The 1,403-nt window shown below is 68.8% G+C and carries 2 protein-coding genes; both read right to left on the reverse strand.

Annotated elements, in window-relative coordinates; genetic code table 11:
* On the reverse strand, window positions 1-167 hold a 167-nt coding region (locus IE267_RS39270; protein ID WP_189766574.1), incomplete at its 3' end, for a DNA-binding protein.
* A gap of 466 nt (window positions 168-633) precedes the next feature.
* A partial coding sequence (locus IE267_RS39275; RefSeq protein ID WP_506417462.1) for an AICE element replication initiation protein occupies window positions 634-1,403 on the reverse strand: 770 nt, incomplete at its 5' end.

Consider the following 1,403-nt stretch of genomic DNA (forward strand, 5'->3'; position numbering starts at 1 on the left):
CTGCCGACGCGGAAGCCGGGCGGCCCTATGCGCTTCTTGCGCCAGGTGTAGAGCGTTTCGACGCTCTCCAAGGCGAACAAGGCCACCAGGTCTTCAGGGGTGAGGTACCGGTCCGGGAGTCCGGCCCGCAGGGTGGCGCGCGGGTCGCTGGTCGTTGGCGTGGCCATGCGACGGGTCTCCTCATCTCGGGAGGCGGAACGGCGGGTTGGTTCTCAGGCTTCGTGGCGGTGCTGTCCGAAGCGGGGATTTCTGCGTCATCGCGTCACCTGCGTCAATCAGGCTTCTGACCTGCGAGTTTTGGTGACGCAGCAGGGCGGGGGTTGCGTCACCGGTGACACGGGCTCTCGTCACTGGGGTGACGCGGATGACGCGGGGTGACGCAGGATTCGCCGTCTGCGTCACCTTCTGTTGCCGCAGGTCAGGGGCCGTCTGTCGGGCGCGGGGTGACGCGGTGACGCAGGTCTTTCCTTCTTAGGACAAAGGAAGGGGTGGTGTCTGTGGTCTTGCGTCGTCCCTCAGGGCTTGAAGAACGAGCCGCTTCGCGGCGCGACTCGTGCAGGGCGGCGCCGCCGCCGAACAGCAAGAGGAGCACCCGGGGCGAGGCGTGCTCCTCTTGCTTGTCGACCCGCTGGGTTAGAACGCGGGCTGCTGCTCGTGCTCCGGGGTCGGGGCCTGGCGGGTGATCTCGATGTAGCGGGCGGCGCTGGTGCGGCCCCAGTCGACCAGGACGCCCCGCGCGGCCAAGGTGGGCTGGATGCGCCTCAGCCGGTCGGACAGCACCTTTCCGGTGGTCGGCCACCCCTTGGGCAGTGGACGGCACTCCTCGCCGCTGTAGAGGGCGGTGAGGGCGTGCAGCCATTCCGCCGACGACATCCGCACGTCTTCACCCGGGGCGAGCCCGGTGGCGTGCTTGAGGACCGTCTGCGCGAGCAGGTCGCCCTCGATGACGTCGTCGTTGAGGTCGTCGAGACTGGCCCGGTAGGCGGCGAGCGTTCCGAAGCCGGTGGCCGCGTCGAGCTGGGCGCACAGGTGGGCGAAGTCGGCCATTCGCAGGTCGGTCGGCGTCTCGGTGTGAACCGCTCGCACCTTGACGGTCAGGTCGAGCAGAGAGCCGAGCACGAGGGGCAGGATCTCGGCGTACTCCGCCCACAACTCCGCTTCGGTGCGCCGCACCTTGGGGCGCTCCAGACGCAGGGTCAGGAGGCGTTCGGCAAGGTCGGGGCGGATGACGCCGACGTCGATGCCGGTCAGCAGCATCGGCCGGCGGTAGCGGGAGCGCACCACGTCCCCGTCCGTGAAGAGCGCGCGCTTGATGCTCTCGGCGCCGGTGATCACACAGCACATCAGGTCGGAGAGGTCTGGGGGCAGGTGGGAGAGGTTATCGAGAGCGGTGATCCATCCGG

It is taken from the genome of Streptomyces xanthochromogenes, from assembly GCF_014650455.1.
Classification (GTDB): domain Bacteria; phylum Actinomycetota; class Actinomycetes; order Streptomycetales; family Streptomycetaceae; genus Streptomyces; species Streptomyces xanthochromogenes.